Below are 25,672 nucleotides of genomic sequence, written 5' to 3'. Positions count from 1 at the left end.
GCGTTAAATGTCCCGTAACAAAAATAGCAGTTCTTCAGTTAATTTTAGATAGTCTTCCGAAGCTCGAGCTGAGGGAGCTGTAGAGAAAACTGGTTTCCCGTGAATAGCGGCTTCTGAGATAGTAATATCTCTGCGTATACGGGTATTCAAAAGCTTGCCTGGAAATGTTTTTTGGATCAGCTCTGTGAAAGCGGCATTATTTTTCCCTCTATAATTCCAAAAAGACAGAGTGACTCCTAAAATGTTGAGAGGGTGTCGCGAGGAGATCCCCTGAATAAAGGTCGCTAACCGTTCTAGGCCCTTGACGCTATAGAATTCTGGTGTGGCACAGATTAGGGCGTACTGAGCTGCAATCAGAGCAGATTCTGTGAGCCAGCATAGGGAAGGCGGGGTATCAATAATGACGTAGTCATACTGGTGCTCTATCGTGGAAAGAATGGTTTTTAACCGTTCATGCGAATAGCGATCGGCAGCCAAAGATCCTGAGACTTCGACTCGTTCTAACCACGTATCGGCAGGGATTAAGTCTAATCCTGAAGAGTCAATAGGGCGAATGACTTCCTCGATAGTTTTTTCTCCTTGTAAGACAACGGCAAGGCTGTCGTAGCAATCGGGATCTAGACCTAATCCTGCTGTAAGATTTGCCTGAGCATCGAAGTCGATAAGAAGAACTCGTGCTTTATGATATTGGGCTAGGGCAGCTCCCAAATGAAGGGTGGTGGAGGTTTTTGCTGTGCCGCCTTTAAAACTGTTAACAGCGATTGTTTTCATGTATATAACGAGGTGAAGCCCCGACATGGGGAGGAAGCCTCGCTCCTTTTGAGTTGCTTTAATTCCTTATATTGTTTGTCCATAAGCAAGGACGGACGAGGCTCTGGGAAGGTAGAAAGGTCAAAAAGTCTTTCAGAGGCCTCTTTTTTTATTACTGGGTATAGCATTCCTCCGATAGAAAAGACGATTTTTAGAGATCAGTCTCTTGAAAACGGAAGAAGATTTTTGTAGCCTCCGCTTCGAGGGATTTTTAAGAGTTTTTCTAGAACAATCATATAGTTAACTTGGTTCCAGCTCAGAACCCTAGACTAGTCCGTTGTATTCCTATTAGGAATTTTTGGCTACAGCGAACATGTTATAAGGCTTTTGACCATTTGAAATCTACGATCGTCTGTAATGAAGGGTACAGGAGTGGACTGAGGGATAGGGGCTTGCATAGAGGAAATCCTCTATGCAAGCCAGGAAGGTTACAAGGAAGAGCTTAAAGAAAGAGAGTGGAGCTCATCAAGAATTGCATTGGTGAAATGCTCAACAGAAATTGCATTTAATACGCGATTATCTCGTGTGCGTACGGCAAGGAGTTGAGTCTCAAGTTCTTTATCTCCGATAGTAAGCATATAGTTCACTTGCATATTTTGCGCGTTGCGAATTTTTTTACTAACAGACTCATTCGTTTGATCCACCGTAGCACGGATTCCTTGTTGGGTGAAATGCTTGGCTAATTCCTGAGCGCGAGCCTCATGGCGGTCTGCTACAGTAATAATGCGCACATGCTCAGGGCTTAGCCATAAGGGGAAGCGGCCTTTAAAGTGTTCGATTAAAATTCCCAAGAAGCGCTCAATAGAGCCAAACAATGCTCTATGAAGCATGATAGGAGTGCTTTTTTCTCCTTGTTGGTTGGTGTATTTTAGATCGAATCGTTCTGGAAGGAACATGTCCAGCTGAATGGTTCCACATTGCCAAGTTCTATTAATGGCATCCCGTACGTGAATATCAATTTTTGGACCATAAAAAGCACCTTCTCCCGGGCTTATAACAAAAGGTTTTTGGGATTTAACTAGAGCTCGCTGCAAAGCGTCCGTTGCGAGTTCCCAAAGATCATCGCTTCCAATCGTTCCTTGTCCAGGTCGAGTAGAAAGCTCTAAGTGATATTCTAATCCAAACGTTCCATATAATTTAGAAACAAGGTCGAGAATATTTAACGTTTCTTCTTCAACTTGTTCAGGAGTTAAAAATATGTGCGCATCATCTTGATGAAAAGCTCGGACTCGCATAAGCCCTGATAAAGCTCCAGAGAGTTCCTGTCTATGCACGTGGCCGATTTCTGCTACGCGTAGTGGAAATTCTCGGTAACTGTGGAGTTGTGTTTTGTAATACAACATACATCCGGGACAGTTCATGGGTTTGATCGCGTAATCTTCTTCGTCCACGGTTAAGGTGTACATGTTCTCTTTGTAGTTTTCCCAGTGGCCGGAAATTTCCCATAGCTCCCTATTCATAAGCTGAGGGGTTTGAATTTGTTGGTAGCCAGCAAGGTGATGAAGACGCTTCCAGTAATCGACTAAGGCGTTCCACACAACCATTCCTCGAGGATGGAAAAAAGGCATTCCTGCAGAACAGGGTTGTTGAGAGAAAAGATCTAATTTAGCCCCTAGTACGCGATGATCACGTTTTTTGGCTTCTTCTAGTTGATGCAGGTGTTCTTTAAGTTCTTTCGTTGTAGGAAAGGCGATACCATAGATCCGAATCAGAGAGTCTCTAGATGGATCTCCTTTCCAATAAGCTGCAGATGTGCGTAATAGTTTAAATGCTTTTACTGGGGCTGTTGACGGAAGGTGGGGGCCTCGACACAGATCTACAAATTCCCCCTGTTTATAAGCGGAAATTTCTGCATCTTCTGGAAGCTCTGTAATTAGCTCGGTTTTGAATGGATTTTCCGAAAAATAGGCAAGAGCCTCTTCTTTATTGGAAAAAACTTGGCGAGAGATGGGAAATTTTTCCTCTGCGATGGTTTTTGCCATATCCTCTATAGCAGAAAAGTCGTCTTCGCTAATAGAGAGGTTCGCGAAATCATAGTAGAACCCTTGATCAATAACGGGTCCTATCGTTGGTTGCGCTGAAGGCCACAAACGAAGGACTGCTTGGGCTAAAATATGTGCTGATGTGTGTAAAAAAATTTCTCGACCTTTTGGATCGTCCCAAGAAAGAAAGAGAATGGTATCTCCGTCTTGTAAGGTGGTGGAAAGATCCTTTGCTTGGTCATTAATAAGGGCTCCTGCAAAGCAATGCGAGTGTTTCATCTTGGTTGCAAGATCCATCGCCGAGGCGCCTTCTGGTAGTTCGAAAGCTTCTTCATTACAAGTTACGCGGATCATTCCTTCTCCATAAATAAAAATTTTTACTGCAAGGTTTCTGCGAAAACATTCTCTTTTTTCGCAGAGTGGTTATTGTAGCGTTTCACGGAACTAAGCAAAAGGGTTTTATGAGAAGGAAAAAAGAAAGATGAAACTTTTTTTCAAACTAGGGTTTTTTCAAGAAATTCCCTACAATGGAAGCGTTTTTTTAGTACACGACTAACAACAGGTTGTATTTGTCCCATAGAATGGGTCTGAGATGTTGACAACGGCCCTTATTGTTGTAGGGAAAAATGTTGTTCGTTTTGTGGCTTTGAAATTTTTGTGTTCAAAAACATGGCTATTTTCTTAATTTTCCTTAACGCCTTTATCTGGTCTTCTTCGTTTGCTTTAAGCAAATTCGCAATGGAGGCCGCAGCACCTTTATTCGTTACTGGAAGTCGGATGGTGTTGGCTGGGGTGGTTCTTTTTGGGCTTTTGATTAGCAAAAGAGAGTCGCTTCGTTTGCCGCGGCAGGCAATTGTGCCTGTTTTGTTGCTCGCTGTAATTGGGTTCTACTTAGCCAATGTTTTAGAATTTATTGGATTACAGGGGCTCTCGTCGTCTAAGGCGTGTTTTATTTACGGATTTTCTCCTTTTACCGCAGCTTTTTGTTCCTATATTCAGCTCAGAGAAGTGGTTACTTGGAAAAAATTAGGGGGATTGAGTTTAGGATTAGTGAGTTATCTTGTGTACTTGCTTTTTGGTGGGGGTGAAGATATCTCCGCGTGGGGATGGCAGTTGGGACTTCCAGAATTGCTGTTGATAGCAGCGACATGCCTTTCTTCTTATGGGTGGACTTTACTTAGAAAGCTAAGTCGAAGATGTGAGTCTTTGTCTAATACAGCAGTCAATGCCTATGCCATGGTTATCTCTGGAGTTTTATCGTTAATGCACTCCGCGATGGTCGAAGTGTGGAATCCTTTGCCAGTAGAAAAGCCGTTGTTATTTTTGCAAGCGATAGGCGCTTTGGTTATCTTTTCGAATTTGATTTGTTATAACCTGTTCGCAAGGTTGCTAAGGTCGTTTTCCTCTACATTTTTATCCTTCTGTAATTTGGTAATGCCTTTGTTTGCTAGCTTTTTTGGCTGGCTGCTTCTTGGAGAAAAGTTCCCTCCAGGACTGCTATTTGCTGTGGGGTTCATGGTCTTGGGATGCCGAATGATCTACCATGAGGAATTTCGCCAAGGATATGTGCTCTCTTCGGAGTAAAAAAAAGCCCGTAAGAGAGAAAACTCTTACGGGCTATTTTGTCTCAAAGCGCATTAGGAATTAGTTAAACATCGATGACGTGGTTTGTAGCTGAGAATCCGAGATACTTTGAAGAGTCTGAAGTGCGGAGTTAAAACTTTGTTGAGATTGTTCTTGGAGCTGTTGGGCTTGGGCAGCATATTGTGATTGGACGGAGTTAAGAGATTTCAGTTCTTCTGCACGAGCTTCTGCCATTCCTGCCGCTCTTTGTTCCTGAGCTACTTGAGCCCCAATGATTCCCCCTGCAATCCCATCAATACCAGCAGTTAGCCCATGAACCATTTGTGAGATGCTCATAGCTTGTGAGAGCGCCCGCCCTGCAAATTGAGCGGCACGAGTTCCTTGCGTTTTTACCACGTTCATTCCACGAGATAGTTTTTCGGACCAGTTGGGGGTATTCAATGCTTTTCCGAACAAACCTCTGCTTGCGTTGCTTGCTGTTTTAGAAAGAGTTTCTGAGGCAGTTTCGGCCATGCTTTGAGTAAGCTTTGTTGCCGCAGACGAGGCAGCAGAGGTTGCTCCTGAAGCGGCTTTAGTTCCGGCAGTGGCAGCAGCGCTCGCGACATCATCCAGGGTACTGGTAGCTGCTTTGGCAGCAGAACTTGCAGCAGAACTTGCAGCTGATGCGGTTTCATTGGTAAAAGCTGCAGATTTCAATCCACCTAAGCTTTTGGCTGCGGATAAGATCCCCCCTCCTACCGAAACTGCAAATCCTACGATGTTGGTGATCCCAGAAATTAAGCTCTGTTTAGCTTGTAATTCTGTTGCTTGAGCCTGATGGTTTGCTTGTGTTCGAATAGCATTCCCAATCTCCGGAGCCATGGCTACTTGGTTTTGAATGGCTTGGTTTTGTTGTTGGAAAGAAGAAGACCAAGACTTGGCGCTTGCTTGTGCTAGCAGGGTCATAATTAGCCCCATAAGCGCGAGCGTACCCATATTCTTTTTTAAAACAACTCCGTTTACCTCGGTTCCGGACGGAGAAGGCAGGGATGCAGATCCATCGCTGTTGAAACCAGAATCTCTTGCAGCGCGTACAGCCTGGGCTGTAGCAGTTTGGCTAGATTGAGCCACGGATGTAGTTGTTGATGACGCGCTACTTTTCTGTGCTTTTTCGCTTTTGCTGCTTTTTGATGTTTGACTAGTAGTTGCTTTTTTGGTTTTCCCTGACCCTTGGGACTCGTTGATCAAGTCCTCGAAGCTAGCTTCAGCATCCGCTTGGTTTGTTTGGGCGGCAGCACCATTTTTCCCAGTTGCATTTGCGGATGTTGAGTTAGCATTTTGGGTGAGTTGGGCTAACAATGAGGGATCTGGAGTATTATCTCCACGTACTCCTGTTGTCATAACACACGATCTCCATCAAAAAGTTAATAATTACGCTGCAGCGGCTAAGGCACCACTGATGGCAGACAAAGCTTTGGCTACCTGAGCTCCAGTTTTGGCTGCTTGCTGTTGTGTTTCGCTAGGGCTTTCAGTCTGTTTGGCTGCAATTTTACTTGCTTGTTGCCAGAATAATGTGAAAGCTTTCATCATTTCGGACTGCGCGGTAAGCGCTCCGACCTCTTTTTGAATCTTCGCAAGATCTTTTTGCATATCCGATAGCTGGATGCCTCCAATCCCCGATATGAGTTGGGGAACCGCTGTGAGGGCTCCTACTCCCATGGTCACCCATTTACTTCCCAAGGTGTTGATCACTTTGGACAGTTTAGGGAAGGATTTGCTGAGAGCATTTTTCCCTGAAGAGAAAATTTTGCTGATGTTTTTAGCAAGGGTTTTAACGGCAGCTTTGATAGCCTGTTTGATGGCTTGTTTGATCCCTTGTTTAATCCCTTGTTTGATGGCTTGAACAATAGCCTGCTTGACCGCTTGAACGATGGCTTGCTTAACTACTTGCACGACCGCTTGCATAGTAACCTGCGTAGCAACCGTTGTGGCTACAGAGGTTGCTGCGGTTGTTGCTGCTGTAGCTCCTGCTGCTGCCCCTGTAGCTGCTGCTGTAGCTCCTGCTGCTGCCGTTCCAATTAGTCCAAGCCCGCAGGTGAATAGCGCCGCGACAACAGAGATGACGGTAATAGCGACAGTTATTCCGATCATCACTTTGTTGACAGTGTCCATCGTAGCGTTGTCGCCAACCTTTTTTTGGATCTCCTGCATTTTTTGGAACTCTTGGCGTTCTTTGTCAATTTTGAGCCCTTGAGATTCCAGAGACATTTTATTCGTATTCGAAGCCTGCACTTGCGTACTTTGGAAGTTCTCTAAAGCAGCTTGCGTGGATTCGCCAAGGGCACTAATAGCTTTCGCTAAAGCCAAGCTGATTTCCATGACTTCCTGGCGAGGTGTCGTTGACGGTTTTGGCAGCCCCGGAGTCTCTAAGTTTTTCAAAGAAGCTTCGTTAGCAGGGCCTGCTGCCGAGAATATAATGTTTTGAATTTCTTGCAATTGCGCTGCGTCAACAGATGAGAGAGAGCTTAAAGAAGAGAGTTCTAAAGATTTGCTGGCATCTTCGATGCGTTTTTGCGAAGCCGCTCCTGTAGAGGGGCTTTGAGTTAGCGATGCTGTGCTCGCGGATGCGGTTTCTTTTCCAGCAGCTAAGCCCTGCTGTTCAATGGCTTCTTGTCCCTCCATTTGAGAAACGGAGGAAGCACGATCTTTCCCAGCAGTTCCAGCGACAGCAGAATCGCTTTCCATGCTCAGGTCGTCTCGATTTTGTCTAGTCTGTTGAACCTGCTTAACCTGATTCCCTGTCAGCATATCTGCATTCGGAACGCCTTGCGGGGTCGACGCAATGACTTGAGATAAAACGTTCTTCAGATTGTTGTTGTCAGAAGACGAAGAAGATGAAATGGACATATAACCTCTCCAAAACTCTTTGTAAGATGAAAAAATTACTTCTCATCACTCACATGTTTATTCACGGCTTCGGTTAGGTGTTTTAAGCCAAGGAATATGTTGGAAATTTCTTGAGAAAGCTGCGCCTCTTCATTAGGGTTATTCAAAATCCCTTTTGTTAAGGCTTCTATAGGTAAAGAGTCCAGCATTCCGCTTAAGGCCGCTATCATCTTAGCTAACTGCTTCTCATCTTGGATTTCAGAAAGCATCTGAGCCAAAGGTAAGTCTTGCGAAAAGGAAATCATCACATTTTGCAATTCCTGCAAAGCTGAGCTGTCCTTCTTTAAAAGGTGTGCATCTACCTGAGGCTTAGAAGAAGAGAGAGCTTTTTTGGGTTTGTGTTTTTTACTCATAGCTAGGGCCTTGCTTCTTTACTTTGCTTTTTTCTTGTTAGGAGCAGCTTTTTTAGTCTTTGATGCCTTAGAAGTAGAAGATTTGGGTTCAGAGCTTTTGGCAGACGCTTTCTTTTCTTTTTTCAAGAGCGCATCCAAAGACTGCTTCATGATGCTGCAGCGCTCTTTAAGAACTTTGTATTCGGGTTTGTTTTTGCACATATCGATAGTGATATCTAGAAAATCCTGAGACTCTTCAGGTTGATCGAGCTTCATTAAGCTATCTGCAATGTAGTAAGGGGGAATGGGGTTTTCTGGTTGGGCATCAAAAGCGAGGAAAAACCCAAAAGCTGCTTCATCGTACATTTTCAATTGATGATAGCAAGAGCTCAGACCTAGGATATATTTATAGCACTGCGGTTTAGATGCTGTTAAAATTTGGAAAAGACCGATGGCTTCTTGATATTTTCCTTGGGAGTAGAAAGTGTAGGCGACAGTGTAGATCTCTTCTAGGAGTACGTCGGAAAGACCTAAAATTTGTTGAAGAGTGAGCCCGTCACTCAACCCTTGCAAAATTTCCATTAAAACTTTTTTTGTTTCCTCTTCGGTAGGAACAGGATACTTTTGCTCTAAATCTTCAGCTTTAGCTTTTTTCTGTGCAGCAATCTCGGCCAGGCGGCTGCGTGATTTTTTATTAAAAGAGGCCGAAGGTTTTTTAGAATTATTAGAAGATGGGGTGCTCATCGCGATAATTCCTAAAAAATAAAAAAACAACAATTCTTACTAACAATATTAAACTCGATCGAATTGATTTAACAGCGCCGATTAATAAAAACTTTTTAATCTATGATTTTAAATAGCGATAACTAATTCTTTTTACGTTAGTTAACTGCAAGAAGAACCGTTAGTCGTTACCTTGCTTTTTTTGTGGGTAGACAGTACTGTTCCTTCTGCGCGAGAGAAAGAGTGGATGCCACACTTTCTCTCGCACTGTCTCTTTTTCATTAATGTCTTAATAGAGCGGAGATCCGTTGTGTCATTGTCGTCTTCTCGAATTCGATTGTTGGATAGTGCAACCGTTAACCAGATTGCAGCTGGTGAAGTTATAGAAAATGCAGCTTCTGTGGTTAAAGAGTTGATAGAGAATGCTTTGGATGCTGGCGCAGATGAAGTGAGTATAGAAACTCTTGGAGGTGGGAGAGGACAGATCATCGTCCGAGATAATGGCTCTGGTATGGATCCTGAGGAGGTCTCAGTGGCTATCCAGCGTCATGCAACATCGAAGATAGTCCATTTTACGGATATTTTTTCTCTCGCTAGTTTTGGATTCCGAGGAGAAGCTTTACCTGCAATCGCTTCTATTTCCAAAATGGAAATTCACACAGCAAGAGCACAGGGTCCTGGGTCTAAAACCATGATCGAAAAAGGCGAACCGGTTTGTTGCGAGGCTTGCCCCAGGCAACCAGGAACGACGATTTCGGTAAACTCTCTTTTTTATAATGTTCCTATGCGGCAGTCGTTTCAAAAATCTTCTCAAATGGATCGGTTGGCTATTCGACGATTGCTGGAAAACAGTATTCTTTCTACCGAGGGTATTGGTTGGACTTGGATCAGTGAGCGGCGGCAGGAATTACATGTAGCTAAGAGACTAGGGTTTGAAGAGCGTGTAGCCTTGGTGATGGGGGAGGCTTTTATTAAAGAATCTTTCTTCATCGACAAACAACAGCACGAGCTTCATCTGACAGGATTTTTAGGAGCTCCGAGTATACACCGGTCTACAAGACAAGGTCAGCGGTTGTTCATTAACAACCGCGCAGTGGAATCTGCTTTCTTATCTAAAAAGATTACAGAAGCCTATTCATGGATGCTCCCAGCGCAGCACTATCCGGTATTTGTATTAAAACTCTCAATTCCTCCTATGTGGTGCGATTTTAATGTGCATCCTCAAAAAACAGAGGTTCGATTGTTACAAGAGGGGAAAATAGGAGCTCTTCTTGTAGAGGCCGTTTCTGAAGCGTTATTGAGCTGCACGCCCTCTCCAGAGAAGCCAGTAGCAGAGGATATCCAGGGGAGCGTCGTAATAGAGCCTAGGAGATTAGAGATTCCGGCTATCCAACCTATAAAGCCTCCCGCTTCACTCTCTTGTCCGAACTTTCAACAGCACCTTCTTGCAACAACAAACTCCTCGGAGACTTTGTATCGGAACCAAGAAAATTTTTGTCTTCCTGTGGTAGAGAAGGTTCGTTTTCTCGCCTCTCTAGGGAAAGTGATTTTGGCCGAAGATTCTGAAGGGGTGCATGCCGTATTTGCGCAGGCTGCCCGCAAGCACTTATTTTATGTATCCTTGGTGTCCAAACAGTCTGAGTCGCGTGTAGCCTGTCAAACTTTTCTCGTTCCCCCAACTATACAAATGACCCAGTTAGAAGCGGATTTTGTACAAGAACACCTAGAATCTCTCCTTGCACAGGGAATTGAATTGTGTCGAATTGGTCCTGATAGTTTTGCCATAGAAAGCGCCCCGCCGTTTGTTCAAGAAGAGGAATTAAAAGCATGGATTATCTCCTTAGCTCAGGAGGGAATGGTTCAGGTGACAGAATCTTTTAAACAGCTTGTGGAAAATACTGTGCAAAAAATGGTTTTTTCTAAACAGGCGCGAACATTTGATCATTCCTGGTTACAGATATTGTGGCAAATGGGGAAACCCGAAAAAGCGTTTGACGGAGAGACGATCCGTCGGGTACTTTTGGATGAAGATTTTATGTAGGAGATAGGAATGAATCAACATCCGATCATGCGACTCCAGAGCTCTTTAGCAGATTATGCTCTCGATGCTTTTTTAGTAGAGAAAGACGAGGATATAAGTTATTTCCTGCGAGATCAGGCGCGGTCAGGAGCTCTATTAATTTCTCGTGATGAGGTTGTGTTGTTTGTTTCTCCTTTGGATCGGGATCTCTATGCTCGTATAAACGATGTTACGCTAGTTGTTTGTTCCGGAAATATGGAGCAAGAATTATTCGCGTATATCGAAAGAAGGGGATTACAGGCAGTAGGGTTTGATAGTGGGTATACTTCTTTCGGTATCGGACAAAAACGTATGCTTAGTAGCCCTTCGTTTGTTCCGCAAAGTTTGGTGATAGAGAAGCTCCGCAGCGTGAAAAGTGCTGACGAAATCCAAAAGATGATGCGTGCGGCGGAAATAGGTTCTGCTGGGTATGATTTCATATTGGCAGCTTTACGTCCCAATATTACCGAAAAAGAGTTAGTGCGGTTACTTCATGTCTTTTGGGCGAATCTCGGTATAGAAAAACTTTCTTTCCCACCGATAATTGCTTTTGGAGAGAATGCGGCGTTTCCTCACGCGATCCCTACAGATCGTGCATTGAAGAAGGGGGATGTTGTCTTAATTGATATTGGAGTTTGCTATGAGGGGTATTGTTCGGATATGACTCGAACGGTTGCTTTCGGGGAAGCTCCAGAACAGCAACTATTGGACGGGTATGTTGCTGTTGCCGAAGCTCAGCGTCTAGCGATAGAGTTTTGCCGAGAAGGGGTTTCTTGTCGTGCGGTCCATGAGGAGGCTGTGCGAGTTCTTCGAGAATATGGGCTAGAGAAAGCGTTTATTCATGGGCTAGGACATGGTGTAGGCAGAGAGGTCCATGAATACCCCCGCTTATCGCCTTCTTCGGATGCGAAATTACAACATAATATGATGGTGACAGTGGAGCCTGGGGTGTATTTCCCTGGGGTAGGGGGAATCCGCATTGAAGATACTATCATGATTGGTGTTAATGAAAATTTAAATTTAACAAATCGCCAAGTCCCGTCAGAGATAATTATCATTTAATTTCATATAAAAGTCGTTTTTGCGTTTAAAAAACAAAAAAGCGGCTTTTCTTGTGTTTTTGTAAAGAATTGATTTTTTTCCTCGAATCAGTTACTTTATACAGTTCTTTTTTTGTTTATTTGTTGTTATGCGCCGACTTTGTTTGTTTTTTTATCAGCGGGTGAGGATCGTCTCTTTGCTAGGCGCGATCTTCGGAGTATGCGGCCCTCTCATAGCAGCGGAGACTTCTTCTGTGAGTACGGGAGCTTGGGCGCTACAAGATTTTTCTATAAAGGAAGAACTTCCTGATTTGCGCAAACACATTTTATTCCTCGGGTGTAACCGGCGACCAGATGCGCAGGCTGGCAAATTTTTTTTAGAATTGGCGCTTGCCCACGAAACCCGGGAAATTTCTTTAGGAGAGAGGGTTTTTCTTAAACAAGACCCAAACGAAGGAACCTGGGCATTTAGTTCTGAGCACACCTCTTTGTGGTTAGAGTGTCGCCCTAGTGTAGATGGACGTTCTGTGGAGGTTTCTGTTCGGATGAACGGGGTTTTAGGTGGAGTGATCGCATCTCCTAAAGAGCGGGCGCAATTTTCCCTATCCCTAGCTCCAAAACATTCTCAATCTTGGGAGATCGGCGGGATGCGAGTAGAGCCTAGTATTGCTGTGAAGCAGCGCATACGCTGTATTGGCGGAGATAAATTTTTATTGATGCATGGAGGCTCTGATTATGTCGTGCAGGCAGCAAAAGAGCGAGTGGACTTCGAGTCTTTGTCTGGAGAGCCCTATAGTCAATATCTGACTGTTGGGGATGTGCTTTTATGGGATAGCGATCGGTGGGTCCCTTATGGGGCCTTCTTAGGAGAAGGAACAAAAGTTCCGCTCCTTGAAGTAAAGCGTATAGACGACCGAATGATGGTGATTGAGCTGTGGAGTGTCGACGGGTTAATGAGTCAGCAAATCACATTAGTGAAACAGGTCCCATCTCCTATTGAAATAGCGGAGTTGGCGAAAGAATTTTCTTTCATTGGTATGCGGACTTGGTCGCGTCCCATTATCATGGCAGGTAAAGACCGCTTGGTTCTTTCTCCTGATGATTGGGTGATCTATACAGGTAAGCAATGGGAGCGGGTAACCTCAAAAAGGCAGTTAGAAGAATACCTGTCAGGGAAGATCCGCAGCCCTCTTTTAGTTTTTGAAAAAATAGATAAAGAGGCTGGGGAGTTTGTCTTCAAGGGCCATGTATTTAATGCTCAGCGTACAGTTGTTGAAACGCTTTCTTTGCCACTAAAGCAGGTTAATGAGACGGCCTTATCAGACCATTCTGGGCAAGAGGGTGGAGCGAAAAGTGCTCGTGTAGGGGGAGGATCTTAAGTGAAGAATGTTTTGTGCTATGGTTTCATAGGGGCGTTCTGTTTGGGAAGTTTAGACTCGCAAGTGTTTCCCATCACCATCGCAGAAAAATTTGCTTCTATCGAGGGGAAAACGGAGGCCCAAGCTCCTTTTGCTCATCTTTCGTCCTTTAATGCCGAGTTAAAGGATGCAAATGCGCATCTGAAATCCTTGTATGATGAAGCGATGTCTTTACGCTCGCTTGGAGAAACTTCTCCCGAAGTCTGGAACGATTTGCGTGAGCGTTTGCTTGGTGCCAAACAGCGAGTACGGGCTTTAGAAGATTTGTGGTCGGCAGAGGTATCAGAAAAGGGCGGCGATCCTGAAGATTATGCTCTTTGGAACCATCCTGAAACGACGATTTACAATCTTGTGAGTGATTATGGGGATGAACAAAGCATCTATTTGATTCCCCAAAATGTTGGGGCTATGCGAATAACAGCCTTGTCAAAATTGGTGGTTCCTAAAGAAGGGTTTGAAGAGAGTTTATCTTTGTTATTAGCCCGTTTGGGGATTGGGGTAAGACTAGTAAGCCCCTGGATCAAAGAACTCTATTTAACAAATCGAGAAGAGGCTGGAGTTGTTGGTATTTTCGGTGCTAGACAAGACCTAGATACGCTTCCTTCAACTGCCCATATTGCCTTTGTTCTTTCCTCTAAAAATTTAGACGCACGAGCGGATGTTCAGGCTTTACGAAAGTTTGCAAACAGCGACACCTTATTGATTGATTTTATTGGGGGGAAAATATGGCTGTTTGGAACGGTGAATGAGATAACTGAACTTCTTAAAATTTATGAATTTTTACAGTCAGATAATCTTCGACAAGAGCATCGCATAGTCTCTTTATCAAAGATAGAACCTTTTGAAATGTTAGCCATTTTAAAGGCAGCTTTTCGAGAAGACCTTGCTAAGGAAGGAGAAGATACTGCGGGGGTAGGATTAAGGGTTGTCCCCCTGCAAAATCATGGTCGCTCTCTTTTTTTAAGCGGAGCACTCCCTATTGTTCAAAAAGCAGCAGATCTCATTCGGGAATTAGAAGAAGGTGTTGAGAACCCTACAGACAAAACGGTCTTCTGGTACAACGTCAAACATTCAGATCCTCAGGAGCTTGCTGCTCTACTCTCTCAGGTCCATGATATTTTTTCAAATGGTGCGGGAGGTGTTGGAAGTGGTGATATGAGCCTCGCCTCTAATAAAGCCGGGTCAACTTCAAACGGATTGGCGGTACACATAGACACGTCTATCGGAGGAGCTGTAAAGGAAGGCTCCGCTAAGTATGGAAGCTTCATTGCAGATTCCAAGACAGGGACTTTGATTATGGTCATAGAGAAAGAAGCTCTGCCCAAAATCAAGATGTTATTGAAAAAGCTCGATGTTCCGAAAAAAATGGTCCGAATAGAGGTCTTGCTTTTTGAAAGAAAACTATCGAGTCAGCGGAAAGCCGGGTTGAATCTCTTACGTTTAGGAGAGGAGGTTTGTAAGCAGGGGGCTCAAGCAGTTTCTTGGTCAAAAGGAGGCATTTTAGAATTTTTATTTAAAGGGGGAGCTAAGGGAGCTGTTCCTAGCTATGATTTTGCTTATCAATTTCTTATGGCTCAGGAAGATGTGCGCATTAATGCCAGTCCTTCTGTAGTAACTATGAATCAGACCCCCGCTAGAATTGCCATTGTGGAAGAAATGTCGATAGCGGTTTCCTCAGAGAAAGACAAAGCTCAATATAATCGAGCTCAATATGGAATTATGATCAAGATCCTCCCGGTCATTAATATTGGGGAGGACGATGGAAAAAGTTTTATTACTCTAGAGACAGATATTACGTTTGATTCAACAGGGAAAAATCAAGCAGAACGCCCTGATGTTACGCGTAGAAATATCACCAATAAAGTGCGAATTCAAGATGGAGAAACGGTAATCATTGGGGGATTGCGGTGCAATCAAACAATGGATTCTCGTGACGGTATCCCCTTTTTAGGAGAATTACCAGGAATAGGGAAATTATTTGGCATGGATACGACTTCTGATTCGCAAACAGAGATGTTCATGTTTATCACTCCGAAGATTTTAGATAATCCTGTTGAAGAAGAAGAGAAGATAGAGAGCGCCTTTTTAGCCTCTCGTCCGGGAGAAAACGAGGAGTTTCTTAAAGCTTTGGTGTCGGGGAAACAGGCCGCCAAACAGGCTATGGAGAGAAAAGAATCCATACTGTGGAGAGAAGACTCCCAGAGTCCTCGGGAAGGGGTAGAGTATGATGGCCGAGAATAAGTGTTCTATGCAAGATCTATTGGATCGACTCCCTTACTCGTTTTTAAAGAAAAATTACCTACTGCCTATAGAGGCTGGGGATAAGATCGTATTGGCTAGACATCTGAAAAAGACCCCTTTAGAAGCTTTGGATGAGGTGCGATTGATCTTACAAAAGCCCCTCACCATCATTACTAAAGAAGAAACAGAAATTGTCCGTGGTCTGCAAAAACTTTATAGCGATAAAGGGGGGAAGGCTTCTGAGATGCTGCTCTCTATGCAAGAAGAGGGTGCCCCAGAGTCTGAAAGTAATGCGACAGAGCTCCTTGAAAATCCAGAAAATAGTGCTCCGGTTGTTCGGCTGTTAAACTTGATTTTTAAAGAGGCTATTGAAGAACGTGCATCGGATATTCATTTTGAGCCGATAGAGGATCTTCTGCGTATTCGATATCGTATAGACGGGGTTCTTCATGATCGCCATGCCCCGCCAAATCATCTTAGAGCAGCGCTTATTACTCGTATTAAGGTGCTTGCTAAACTGGATATTGCGGAACACCGATTGCCTCAAGACGGTCGTATCAAATTACAATTGGGAGGACAAGAGGTGGATATGCGTGTCAGCACAGTCCCCGTGATTCATGGGGAGCGTGTGGTGTTGCGTATATTAGATAAACGTAATGTGATTTTAGACATCCGCGGACTGTGTATGCCGCCTAGGATGGAATCTTCTTTTAGAAAGGCAATAGGGGTGCCTGAGGGTATTTTATTGGTTACAGGGCCCACAGGGAGCGGAAAGACGACAACGTTGTATAGTGTGTTACAACATCTATCCGGGCCTTTTACTAATATTATGACGATAGAAGATCCTCCAGAGTATAAACTTCCTGGGATCGCTCAGATCGCTGTCAAACCTAAAATCGGACTTACCTTTTCTAGAGGACTTCGGCATCTATTAAGACAGGATCCAGATGTTCTGATGGTGGGAGAAATTCGTGATCAAGAAACAGCAGAGATCGCTATTCAAGCAGCGCTCACAGGGCATTTAGTGGTCTCCACTCTCCATACGAACGATGCTGTCTCTGCAATTCCTCGTCTGTTAGATATGGGGGTAGAGTCTTATTTATTGTCGGCAACGATGATTGGAGCTGTTGCTCAACGATTGGTTCGTAAAATTTGTTCTCACTGCAAGGAACGTTGTGGAGCAGACGTGCAGGAGCAGGCTTTGTTAAAAGCTTTGGGAAAAGATCCTGACGCGCCCCTGTATAAAGGTCGGGGGTGTTCTCAGTGCTTCCGTTCAGGATACAAAGGGCGACAGGGGATTTATGAGTTTGTCGATGTGACTCCCACCCTTCGGTCTGAGATTGCTTCAGGGAAACCTTATCATGTTTTACGGAGTGTAGCAGAGCAAGATGGATACCAGCCTTTGCTTGAGCATGGAGTAGAGCTCGCTCTTGCTGGCGAAACGACTCTTTCTGAAGTGTTGCGGGTTGCTAAGCGGTCGGAATAATAGGAGCGGGTATGGCTAGATTTTTATGCACATATCTTGATCAATCGGAAAAAAAGCGCCGTTCTTTTGTAGAGGCTTTTCATCAACAGGAAGCGCGAGAGCTTCTCGTTGCGCAAGGAGCGCAGATCTTGGATATCCGTAAGGCCCGCGAGAGAAACTATCGAATTTCCACAGCAGAATTGGTAATTTTTACCAAGCAGCTAGCCTTGTTGTTAGGCTCGGGGATTTCCCTGTACGATGCGCTGTCCTCTTTGCGAGATCAGTACCAAGGACGTGCTCTATCTGGGATCCTTACCTCTTTAATGGAGGTCTTGCGTTCAGGAGGGTCCTTTTCAGAAGCTTTGGCTAGGTTCCCAAAAATTTTTGATTCTTTTTATCAAAATAGCGTGCGTTCAGGAGAGAGCATCGGCAACCTGGAGGGAGCCCTAAGGAATATCATTAAGGTTTTAGAAGAAAAGGAAAAATTCTCCAAAAACATTTCCGCGGCATTAAGTTATCCAGCAATTCTCTTGGTGTTTTCGTGTGCGGTAATCGTGTTCTTTTTGGTTGGAGTTATCCCCTATTTAAAAGAAACTTTTGAGGATGTGGAGATGACAGCTCTTACAAGAGCTGTTTTCTCGTGCAGCACTTGGTTTTGTAAATACAAATTTTTCGTTTTGGTGGGGGGAATTTGCGGAGGATTCGCTATTCGCTCGGCTTGGAAGAAACAAGTAGGAAGAAAGGCGATCGAAACCGGAATGAAACATATCCCTATCTTACGCAATTTTGTGATTAAAGTAGGGTTTTGTCGATTCTGTTCCGTTACTTCTGCCGTATTGCAGGGAGGAGGAAATCTTATTGAAGCTCTGACATTAGGGTGTGGAGCTATCTCTCAGGATTTTCTACGCGAAGAGTTGCAAGAAGTGATTCAAGCGGTGATTCGTGGGGGCTCTTTAAGTCGTGAGTTATCCCGGTGTTCATGGACTCCTAAACTAGTGATAGGGATGGTTGCTCTAGGAGAAGAATCCGGGGATCTATCAGTAGTATTTGCGCATATTGCACAGATTTATAACGAGGATATTCAAAGGGTTTTAACTTGGCTAACGGCATGGTGTCAGCCAATCGTTCTTATATTACTAGGAGGGTTCATTGGACTGATCATGCTATCTATACTTCTTCCGTTAACAAATGGTATTCAAACGTTTTAACTATAGGAGAGAGACTGTGGTGAAAACAAAAAAAAGAAAACAAGCGATCACATTAATTGAAATGATGGTTGTGATTACGCTCATAGGCATTATCGGCGGGGCTTTGGCATTTAATATGCGGGGAAGCTTGCAAAAAGGAAAAGTCTTCCAAACAGAGCAAAATTGCGCTCGAGTCTACGACGTTCTTATGATGGAGTATGCTTCCGGGAACTTATCGTTAAAAGAAGTCATTGCGAATAAGGAATCCCTCTTAGAAAATTCTGCATGGTGTAAAGAAGGAAAAAAACTTCTTAAAGATGCCTGGGGAGAGGATCTCATTGTCAAACTGAACGATCGAGGGGATGACATTGTGGTGTTATCCAGAAAGATAAGAAATGAGCAACGAGGATAAGGGAACAGCATGACCTTCCAACGAAAACGCTGTTTTTTATTGGTGGAGGTACTGCTTTCTCTTTCTCTTCTTTGCACAGTACTGCTCCCTAGTGTGTTTTTTTATACCCGGCTAACCCATTCGTTTGAAAGAGATATTTTTCGTTTACAACTTCCCGCGTTGATAGATCACTGTTTTTTCGCTGTCGAGGATCAGCTCCTTCGACAGATGGAAGTTGGGACGTTTTCTCTTCAGGGGGAGGGAGAGCTGGAGGGAGTCTATTTGTATACTAGTCAAGGAGAGGCTATTAAAGTCCCCTACAACTATATAATAACCCCTCGACAGGAGAAACGTAATGCGGAAGGGCTACTTCTTTTGTGCTCGGTGGATGTTACGGTGGATATCTTCCCTGGACAGAAAAAAGGAGCCACTGTGCAGAGGTGTTTATGCTTAGAAAGATAAAAGAGAGACGTTCTTTTCTTCTTTCCGAATGTTTGGTTGCCTGTGTGCTTATTAGCTTATTACTAGGATCTTTAGGGTATTGGACGCGGCGGATATGGGTATCTCATAAAGAGAAGGAGCGCTCTTACAAAACCTTTCTCCTTGATGCAAAAAATTACCGTCTACTTAGAGATGTGTTTTTATCAACCTTTGTCCTTGAAGAAGGAAATGAACTGGTTTTTTCCTTTGATCGAGGAGTATATATTGATCCCGATTTAGCCGGAGTTGTTCGGGGGAGGTTTCTCTATGATCCGACGGAGCAAACGCTCTCCTTAGTGATAGCGAGTGAGAGGGAGGAGGATCGCCAGGAAATCCTGCCTTTGTGGACACAGGTGCTTTCTGCAGAATGGAAAGTCGTTCGGCAGCAGGAATGTGGGGGAAAGAGAGAGCGGGTGTGTCTGACCTTGGTAAGGAAGGTTGGGACTTTGTCCCCAAGAACCCTTTTCTATGTTTTTGCAGTAGGAGGCTAGGGCGTATGCATTTTCTTTTTACGTTACTCTGTTTAACTTCGTTGCTGACTGTGGTATCTCTAGATGCTGCTGGGGCACGTAGGAGAGTCTCTTATTCCCAACAAGTAGAAAAGGACGAAGTAGTGTTTTCTGCGCAGCGATCGGCTATTTCTGAAGTGAGCTATAGGGATAAAAATAAGCGGTTGTCCTCTCTAACGAAAAGAGAAGAGGGGTATTCGCAAGAGAAAGAACGGGATAGCATAATTGTCCGACAGAAACGCTATCGTTTGTTGGAGGTGCCTTTTTCTCGTCCTCCCAATAATTCTAGATTCAATCTTTATTTGTTTCTTAAGGGATCTCCGGAAAATTATGGGGATTCTCTTTCGGCATATGCCATTTTTGCGCGATTATTACACTCGCTATACGTTCAGTCCGGAGTGATTCCAGCGGGAGCGGAGTACCGAGTTATGCAGGCTTTGCTTGATCGGAAGGAGATCATTAGTACCCGAGCTCGGGAACTTGGAGCTGATTGTATAGAGACCTTAGTGTTGCCTCCTGAGGAAGCAGAGTGGTTATACGCCATGTTAAAGGGCGCCAAGGGAACCCGTTCTTTATTGCATTTTCTGCATTATGAGGAGAAAAACACCAACCAGGGCAGGTTAAATCTTCTTTTTGCAGATCCTGTGATTCTTCAGGCTTTTGTGTGCGATTCGAACGCTTACAAAGAGTTAGAGCAGGTTCGCCAAGAGGTGTGGGAAAGTGCTCGGCAACAAGAACTTGCGGTGAAAACATACGGGCAAGCTGCAGCCTTAGAAATTTTCAAAACAAGGACAGATTTTCGTACAGAATTACAAGACAAGACGCAAGTCATTCTTCATCGATATAATTTACTTCCATTACTCAATAAGAAGGTTTTTGATTATACATTAGGGAGCGCAGGAGATTATATTTTTATCGTAGACCCAGAAAACAAAGAGGTTGCCAGAAGTCGTTGCGTTTCAAGAAGAAAAACAAATTAAAGAGTTTTTCATGTTTATATTTAAATTATCTTTTGATAATTGTTTAATACGAGATTAGTTTAATAAAAAGAAAAAAATCAGGTATGGCTTATGGCGGACGAGATGCAAAAAGAGAGCCCCTCACAAGAACCATCGTCCTCTAAGTTTGGTTCATTCAAACAAAAAGTACGTGATTTGCACGCCAGTCCTAAAGTTGGGGGAATGAAGAGATTCTTATCTCGACACGCACGCGAGGCAATAAGCGGCGCTTTGATTGTCTTTGGGATTATAGCGAACTGTGTGTCTTGGGTTGGAGGATTATTCGTTGCCTCCGGGATAGTTCTTGGTTTTTATCCAGAAATCTTAGCTGTACTGCAAAATCTTCAGAGCTATTATGCTAAGAATGGGCCTATCAAAAACGCTTTGATCTGCGGGCTCTCTCTCTTCTGGCTGATTAAAGCGCCTTCTTTTGTTTTGTCCTTTATTGTGCTTTGCATCATCGTTGTTTTACTTGCTCAAGGACAACACAAAGATACTCCTCGTAATGGCTAACGCTTCTTTTCTTTAACATTTGAATGTCTTGCTTGGAAACAAAAGGAACCCCCTTCTTTGGGGGTTCTTTTTGTTTCCCTTTGCAATTACAATACTTTAGGGGGATGCGCTCCAAAAAGCATGGTGGGGATTTCTTTAAACCAAGCTAAGGTGAAATAATCAATCTGTTTGACTATGAACCACCAGGCCAGAGTCAGAAAGAGCAAGCCTAGAAAAGCTTTAAGCGCGGAAAGCAAATAAATGACCTGCACTTGAGGGGCCATTCGGTTAATGATCCCTAAGAATAAGTCAGACATGAGCATCGCTACAGCAGCAGGAGCGCTTAGTTGTATGGTCATAACCAAACACAAGTGACACATCTTTAATAAAGCAACCCATATAGGAGCACGTAGCGACATCATCTCTTCAGGAAAAACAGCATGAAGAGGAATCACCTCTAGAGATTGTAAAAGAACGGATAAGATAATGCGATGGCCGCCTGCTAACCAAAAAACGATAGTCACAAAATAATGGTAGAAGATTCCGTGAGGAGAGGTTTGTTCTATAGATACGAGAGATGTTGCTCCCTCTAACCCCTGTATCCCCTGTTGGTTGGTAATAAAAGATCCTGCGGACTGAGCCGCGTAAAAAGGGAAGGCAAATAAAAATCCAATTAATACGCCAATCAAAATCTCTTTAATAAGAAGAATGTAAAAGATATCCAGATCTTGATAGTGCATAATAGTCGTATCTTGTACGACCTTAGGGAAAATCACTCCCATCCAGGAAAGAGCTATTCCAATTTTAATAGGTGAAGGGAAAAGCTTTGCTCCTAGGAAAGGGACAATCGCTAATAAGGATAATATGCGAGCAGAAAGCAGAAGAAAAACGGTCCAAACATAATCGGCGGGCTTCTGGAATATATAATCGATATAGGAAGAGCCTAGGCCAGAAAGAACCTCGGGTAACGTGGCCATGGCAATTTACTTCCATTTGTAAAAATTTTGAAAAATCTGGGCGGCGAAGCGCAAGATCATACTACACAACCATCCTCCCGTGATCATGAGCGTCCCAAAAATAACGACGAGTTTAATGGCAAAGGCAAATGTTTGCTCTTGAATTTGCGTAGCCGCCTGGAAAATGGCCACCATAATCCCCACAATGGAAGCTAAAATGATGGGAGGAGCTGAAATGATTAGAATTAATAAGAGGGCTTCATATGAATATTCAAACAGTATCGATTTGAAACTTGTTGCGAGCATGAGCATAGGGAAGTCTCTTATTTAAAACTAATCATCAATCCTTCTAGTAGCAATGTCCATCCATCTACCATAACGACAAGAAGAAGTTTTAAGGGGAGAGAAATGGATAAAGGAGAAAGCATCATCATCTGCATAGCAACGAGAACATTTGCAGTTACTAAATCGATGACAAAGAAAGGCAAGTAAATCAAGACCCCGATTTCAAAAGCATTCTTAATCTGCCCCATGATGAAAGCCGGGATGATGATGACGAAATCCGAAGGAGTCAATTGCTGGCGAAGTTCTGGAGGGAAAGTTTTTTGTGAAATTTTATAAAAACTTTGAATTTGGGGTTTTGGGGTATTTTTAATTAAAAAAGAACGCAGCGGCTCTTTCGATTTATTTAAAGCAACGAACACGGTCTCTGCTCCCTCTGCAGAGAAAAGGTCTCGAGGAATAGCATTGGACTCAATCCCTTTTTTCGCATCATTGTACATAGCCATTCCGGTAGGAAACATGACATAAATGGAGAGGATTAGAGCGATTCCGTTGAGAACCTGGCTGGGAGGAGTCTGTTGTACTCCTAAGGCGTTTCTAAGTAAGACTAACGTGATGATAATTTTTAGATAGGAGGTAAGCAGCATAACCAGAAAAGGAGACAAGGCAAGGAATAGCAAAAGGACTGCTTGCGTAGTCAAATCTGGATACGTTTCTGAGAAAGCTCCTGAAGAAAGCTCTCCTGGAGGAGGAAGAAGATCTTGAGCCTCTACGGTTGGTCTGTAAGATGGACAGCGAAATGCTTTTTCTTGGGGTTCTGGTGAGGCTGGGATTTCTTGCTGTGGAGCAGAAAAGCAATGGCGGCAAGAAGAGGCCTCTTGCACCATGGAACAGGAGGTGCCTGAACAGCTATCGGCAAAACTATAAGTAGCACTAAGCATGCATAGAAAGAAGAAAATTCGAAAAATCGATCGCATAAAATTCAATACCTAGGCTTCTTTGCTTTGAGGCTGATCTGTGGTTGGGGCTGCTGTAGATTTCTTTTGTTTGAGAATAGCGGAGAAAGCCTGTTCCAAGGCAGCAAGTTGTACATCAAGCTGAGCATTCACGATACCGGTTTCGGTTTCAATAATGCACCCTCCAGGGGTTACACTAGCTTTCGGAGAAAGTAATAGAACATCGGCGTATTCTACGAGGTTTTTTAACTCAGGGCGGTGTTGTTCGACGATGGCGAGATCCTGGGGATTGACATGGATGATAACCCGTTTGTTTTGTGTGAGTTCTTTTAAGGATTCTGAAATAATAGAAACCACCGTTTCAGGTTTTGTCTCCAACTCCTTGCCAATGATTTTCTTCACGCTAGCAATAGCTAAGGGAACAAGAGAGCTTTTAATTTGTTCTCGCATAGCTGCTGTTTCTGTAGCGAGAAATGCGAGTTGCTTGCTCCAAGCTTCACTTCCTTCTTGGAACCCTTGATTCTTTGCTTCTTCTCGGAGTTTTGCACATTCTTCGCGAGTATTCTGTGTATAAGCATCGCAGTCTTCTTGTGTTTTTTCTAGAAGCTCTTGGGCATTCAATACGGCAGAATAGGCATCTGGGGAGAGAACTCTTTTATTAGGGACGACCTCTTGGTCTTTGAATATCAAACTGAAAAATTTCATCCTTTTGACGAGGTGGGGATCCTTTGGCAAAGCCAACAGGTAGGGAACCTCGCTCCTTTGCTCGTTACCTTATTCCCAACGCGATGAGGTATGTCCTTTACTAGATAGTCAGACAAGGATCTCATTCTGTTTTACATAAAGACCGAGGTTTTTTCTCCTCGGGCGCTTCGTTTTTAACATAGCCATCATAGAAAAAATCTACAATGCTATTTGGTGCTTCTTTTTATATATGGGAGTGCGATAGAAGTGACGAGGCTCCCAGACTTATTGTACAAGAATACTGATACAGTGTTCTAAGCGTTCTCGGAAATACTTGTTATGGGGGTTGTTTAGCAATTGCTGCAAAGCCTTTTCAAAAATATATCCTCTTCCAACATCCAGTCTGCGAATAAAGTACCAAAGGAAGGAGCTATCTTCTTGTGCCAAAGCCCGAGCTAAGAAGCGTAAGCCCTGCACATGGATAAAATGACGTAACGCATCATCTTTTTCCCAAGAGCTAAGAAAAGCTGTTGGCTCGAGATGTTTCATAGGATGCGTTTTGCAATAGGTTAAAAACATTCGTTCCGTTTCGGATAGCATGCGCTGTACACGGTCAATCACTACACGATCGACGACGTTGCGCAGTTCTTGAGCCAAGGAGTGCACCCCTAAGCAATTGATCAGGGCCATTTTTGTAGCTCCTGAATAGTACAGCATAGCATTAAAGGGAGATGCGGGAAGAAAAATCTCTTCTGTAATTCCTGGCGGACGAACTTTTTTACTTAGTAAATCCAATAGATAGAATGCCCCGAAGTCCGAACACCGTTGAGTTGCAGGAGAAACGTTCGCATCTAATAGAGGGAGGAGTTCTTGTGTTAAAGGCTGCGGCAGCCAAGCTAATAACTGTGACTGTAGCGCAGGAGGGAACTCCTTCATAGCAACGCTAATCCAAGAAGGATGGACGGTTGCCAACCATCGCATGTTAAAAGACAAGGACTGTAGTGGGATATCCTGATGATGAGGAGAGTCTAGCAGCAGATGTTCTGGCAAAAACTGAGCCAGATCATCTGCTTTTGCATGCTTCATTAGGATATTCAGAATCCCAAAGGTGTTCGCAGTCACTTAAGCGTCCTCATTACTCTCTTCTTGTTTTTCTGTGTTGTCTTTAGGAGCCTCTTCTGCTGCAGACTGAGCTCCGACTCCCTCCGAAGGTGCAGGGTTTTCTTTAGCTGCCGGTTTATTCTGTGTGAAAGCTAGCTGTGAATAAGGAGCAGGATTAAAGAATCCTTTTGTTCCTCCTAGAGCTGCGATTAATGTGTGAGTCTTCCAAATGACCCAAAGAAGTCCGCAAGAAAGAACAAAGAGCAGAAGAATTAGGAAGTAGAAAACAAGCCGAAATTTAGTGAGAGAATTTTTAGCAAGAATAATGCCCCATACGGAGACATAGTCTATTTCATCTGAAAGTCCCCAAGGGCCATTAATTGTAATGTCGCTGTAAGAGGCGCGGTCGCTTACCACAGAAACATTCTCAGGACAAAGGCCTGGAACAGCACTAGCTACTAAACGTTTAATTTTAGAAACCATAATGCTGTTAGGATTATCTAAAACGCCTCTGTGTTTGATATAAACGGAAGCAGTGAGGGGAAGCTGATCTTCTTCTGGAGAGAAGGAAATTTGTACGCTTGCATCGACGATACCATCCATCTTTCTTATGGTCGTTGCCATTTGTTCAGAAAGACCTTCTTGGTAGCGGATTTTTTCTTGCATTTCAGAAGGTACTAGTCCCTGCTTAGCAAAAAGATCGAGTAGACTGGTCCCCTTCATGCGAGGAAGCCCTGCTTGGTTTAAAATGGCAAGAGCTTCTGTGATTTGTGCTGCAGGGACAGAGATATCCCAGAGTTGTTCCGAAGCCCCGCCCCCTGTTGATGAGGCTGCTTGAGGCACTTTTTGTGCGGAGACTCCCTTACTGACCAGGAGCACGACAATTTCGTTGGCCTCTCGTCCAGAAAGACCATGCGTAATTATAGAGCGGCTATCGCATGCCGAACAACAAAGAAGAGCAAAAATAAAAAACAAGGATCGGAAAAGAGTATAACGAAACATAACCCACGCACACCTTTTTACTCACCATAGCAAATGGGGAGATTAGTGCCAATCG

General features: G+C 43.8%; 24 protein-coding genes. 12 read left to right on the top strand and 12 right to left on the bottom strand.

Annotated features, from left to right (window positions below; all coding sequences use genetic code 11):
* Positions 1-3: 3 nt before the first annotated feature.
* Both B6E89_RS03170 and thrS read right to left on the bottom strand, forming a co-directional pair.
* Positions 4-771 carry a ParA family protein gene (locus tag B6E89_RS03170; RefSeq protein ID WP_035407092.1) on the bottom strand — a complete coding sequence of 256 codons (768 nt, stop codon included), beginning with the start codon at positions 769-771 and terminating at the stop codon, positions 4-6.
* Positions 772-1,238: 467 nt separating this feature from the next.
* Positions 1,239-3,146, bottom strand: a complete 1,908-nt coding sequence (thrS, locus tag B6E89_RS03165; protein WP_035407002.1) for a threonine--tRNA ligase — start codon at positions 3,144-3,146, stop codon at positions 1,239-1,241.
* Positions 3,147-3,461: 315 nt separating this feature from the next.
* Between thrS and B6E89_RS03160 the strand changes: the two genes are divergently transcribed.
* On the top strand, positions 3,462-4,376 hold the full coding sequence (locus B6E89_RS03160; protein ID WP_080123882.1) for an S-adenosylmethionine/S-adenosylhomocysteine transporter: 915 nt from the start codon (positions 3,462-3,464) through the stop codon (positions 4,374-4,376).
* A gap of 60 nt (positions 4,377-4,436) precedes the next feature.
* On the opposite strand, the gene sctE is transcribed toward B6E89_RS03160, so the two are convergent.
* Genes sctE through B6E89_RS03140 form a run of 4 tightly spaced genes read right to left on the bottom strand, consistent with a single transcriptional unit; the run spans position 4,437 to position 8,377 of the window.
* On the bottom strand, positions 4,437-5,756 hold the full coding sequence (gene sctE, locus B6E89_RS03155; RefSeq protein WP_080133128.1) for a type III secretion system translocon subunit SseC family protein: 1,320 nt from the start codon (positions 5,754-5,756) through the stop codon (positions 4,437-4,439).
* Positions 5,757-5,786: 30 nt separating this feature from the next.
* Entirely contained in the window at positions 5,787-7,262 is a 1,476-nt protein-coding gene (locus tag B6E89_RS03150; protein WP_080133127.1) for a secretion system protein, read from the bottom strand.
* Between the two features lie 35 nt (positions 7,263-7,297).
* A complete protein-coding gene (locus tag B6E89_RS03145; RefSeq protein ID WP_080124455.1) occupies positions 7,298-7,654 on the bottom strand; it encodes a hypothetical protein in 357 nt (118 codons plus the stop codon).
* Between the two features lie 18 nt (positions 7,655-7,672).
* Positions 7,673-8,377, bottom strand: coding sequence for a SycD/LcrH family type III secretion system chaperone (locus tag B6E89_RS03140; RefSeq protein WP_035407086.1), 705 nt, complete (start codon positions 8,375-8,377; stop codon positions 7,673-7,675).
* Between the two features lie 289 nt (positions 8,378-8,666).
* Between B6E89_RS03140 and mutL the strand changes: the two genes are divergently transcribed.
* From mutL to B6E89_RS03085, 11 genes are all read left to right on the top strand, one after another.
* The gene (gene mutL, locus B6E89_RS03135) at positions 8,667-10,397 is read left to right on the top strand and encodes a DNA mismatch repair endonuclease MutL (RefSeq protein WP_080124605.1); all 1,731 of its coding nucleotides are present in this window, start codon (positions 8,667-8,669) and stop codon (positions 10,395-10,397) included.
* 9 nt (positions 10,398-10,406) lie between these two features.
* Positions 10,407-11,477 carry a M24 family metallopeptidase gene (locus B6E89_RS03130; RefSeq protein WP_080133126.1) on the top strand — a complete coding sequence of 357 codons (1,071 nt, stop codon included), beginning with the start codon at positions 10,407-10,409 and terminating at the stop codon, positions 11,475-11,477.
* A 127-nt stretch (positions 11,478-11,604) separates the two neighbouring features.
* Complete coding sequence (locus B6E89_RS03125) at positions 11,605-12,834, top strand: hypothetical protein (RefSeq protein WP_080133125.1); 1,230 nt, start codon at positions 11,605-11,607, stop codon at positions 12,832-12,834.
* Complete coding sequence (locus B6E89_RS03120) at positions 12,835-15,114, top strand: type II secretion system protein GspD (RefSeq protein ID WP_080133124.1); 2,280 nt, start codon at positions 12,835-12,837, stop codon at positions 15,112-15,114. It abuts the gene before it with no gap.
* Positions 15,098-16,600 (top strand): GspE/PulE family protein, encoded by a 1,503-nt coding sequence (locus B6E89_RS03115; protein WP_099156072.1) that lies wholly within the window; start codon positions 15,098-15,100, stop codon positions 16,598-16,600. Before B6E89_RS03120 ends, B6E89_RS03115 begins: the two co-directional genes overlap by 17 nt.
* A gap of 11 nt (positions 16,601-16,611) precedes the next feature.
* Positions 16,612-17,787, top strand: coding sequence for a type II secretion system F family protein (locus B6E89_RS03110; RefSeq protein ID WP_080126718.1), 1,176 nt, complete (start codon positions 16,612-16,614; stop codon positions 17,785-17,787).
* Positions 17,788-17,803: 16 nt separating this feature from the next.
* Positions 17,804-18,178: a type II secretion system protein gene (locus B6E89_RS03105; protein ID WP_172820140.1), complete on the top strand. Its 375-nt coding sequence runs from the start codon at positions 17,804-17,806 to the stop codon at positions 18,176-18,178.
* A gap of 9 nt (positions 18,179-18,187) precedes the next feature.
* Positions 18,188-18,619 (top strand): hypothetical protein, encoded by a 432-nt coding sequence (locus tag B6E89_RS03100; RefSeq protein ID WP_080121568.1) that lies wholly within the window; start codon positions 18,188-18,190, stop codon positions 18,617-18,619.
* Positions 18,604-19,128 carry a DUF1494 domain-containing protein gene (locus B6E89_RS03095; protein ID WP_080125616.1) on the top strand — a complete coding sequence of 175 codons (525 nt, stop codon included), beginning with the start codon at positions 18,604-18,606 and terminating at the stop codon, positions 19,126-19,128. Before B6E89_RS03100 ends, B6E89_RS03095 begins: the two co-directional genes overlap by 16 nt.
* 5 nt (positions 19,129-19,133) lie before the next feature.
* A complete protein-coding gene (locus tag B6E89_RS03090) occupies positions 19,134-20,126 on the top strand; it encodes a hypothetical protein (RefSeq protein WP_080133123.1) in 993 nt (330 codons plus the stop codon).
* 90 nt (positions 20,127-20,216) lie between these two features.
* Positions 20,217-20,657 carry a hypothetical protein gene (locus B6E89_RS03085; RefSeq protein WP_080121565.1) on the top strand — a complete coding sequence of 147 codons (441 nt, stop codon included), beginning with the start codon at positions 20,217-20,219 and terminating at the stop codon, positions 20,655-20,657.
* A gap of 86 nt (positions 20,658-20,743) precedes the next feature.
* Here the strand turns inward: B6E89_RS03085 and B6E89_RS03080 are convergent, their stop codons facing one another.
* From B6E89_RS03080 to sctJ, 6 genes are all read right to left on the bottom strand, one after another.
* The gene (locus tag B6E89_RS03080; RefSeq protein WP_080129468.1) at positions 20,744-21,613 is read right to left on the bottom strand and encodes an EscT/YscT/HrcT family type III secretion system export apparatus protein; all 870 of its coding nucleotides are present in this window, start codon (positions 21,611-21,613) and stop codon (positions 20,744-20,746) included.
* A 6-nt stretch (positions 21,614-21,619) separates the two neighbouring features.
* Positions 21,620-21,904, bottom strand: a complete 285-nt coding sequence (gene cdsS / locus B6E89_RS03075) for a SctS family type III secretion system export apparatus subunit CdsS (protein ID WP_035406960.1) — start codon at positions 21,902-21,904, stop codon at positions 21,620-21,622.
* Between the two features lie 11 nt (positions 21,905-21,915).
* Entirely contained in the window at positions 21,916-22,851 is a 936-nt protein-coding gene (gene sctR, locus B6E89_RS03070) for a type III secretion system export apparatus subunit SctR (protein ID WP_080133122.1), read from the bottom strand.
* A 12-nt stretch (positions 22,852-22,863) separates the two neighbouring features.
* A complete protein-coding gene (locus tag B6E89_RS03065; protein WP_080121563.1) occupies positions 22,864-23,535 on the bottom strand; it encodes an HrpE/YscL family type III secretion apparatus protein in 672 nt (223 codons plus the stop codon).
* A 264-nt stretch (positions 23,536-23,799) separates the two neighbouring features.
* Complete coding sequence (locus B6E89_RS03055; protein ID WP_080125613.1) at positions 23,800-24,636, bottom strand: hypothetical protein; 837 nt, start codon at positions 24,634-24,636, stop codon at positions 23,800-23,802.
* On the bottom strand, positions 24,637-25,617 hold the full coding sequence (gene sctJ / locus B6E89_RS03050) for a type III secretion system inner membrane ring lipoprotein SctJ (protein ID WP_080123872.1): 981 nt from the start codon (positions 25,615-25,617) through the stop codon (positions 24,637-24,639). It lies immediately after the preceding gene.
* Positions 25,618-25,672: the final 55 nt, after the last annotated feature.

It is taken from the genome of Chlamydia suis (genome assembly GCF_900169085.1).
Classification (GTDB): domain Bacteria; phylum Chlamydiota; class Chlamydiia; order Chlamydiales; family Chlamydiaceae; genus Chlamydia; species Chlamydia suis.
Note: the sequence above shows the minus strand (reverse complement) of the source record. Positions and strands in the feature narration are given on the sequence as shown.